This is a genomic window from Polaromonas sp. P1_G2, assembly GCF_056405515.1.
Genome location: NZ_JBFUBY010001771.1, coordinates 1 through 358, shown reverse-complemented (window position 1 = coordinate 358; position 358 = coordinate 1). Strand labels below are relative to the sequence as shown.

The following is a 358-nucleotide window of genomic DNA, read 5'->3' as shown; positions in this document are numbered from 1 at the left end:
GCATTTTTAGGGGTTTTTGGACAATTCGTATTAAATATAAAACTCATGCGCGCAAAAAATGCAATCAATAGCGCCAAAGCTTCCAACAACCCGAAGTACAGTGTCCTGCTTGCGCTGTCCGAAATCGGAACAATTTTGCCCGGCAAAGGCACATCGATGTAACCTTTCGCCTGAAAGTTCAGCCCTAAAATGATTTGGCCGCGGGCATCGATAACGGCGGAAATGCCGCTGTTCGAGTTGCGAATCACCGGCAGGCCCGTCTCGACGGCGCGCAGCCGCGCCTGAAAGAAGTGCTGCCATGGCCCCGGCGTGTAGCCGAACCAGCCGTCATTGGTGATATTGACGATGGCGTCGGCTT

At 52.8% G+C, this 358-nt stretch carries 1 protein-coding gene; it reads right to left on the bottom strand.

Translation table 11 applies throughout. From position 1 onward, the window contains the following. The coding region (locus AC1D0P_RS32520; RefSeq protein WP_477680487.1) for a nitrilase-related carbon-nitrogen hydrolase at positions 1 to 358 on the bottom strand (358 nt) is incomplete at both ends.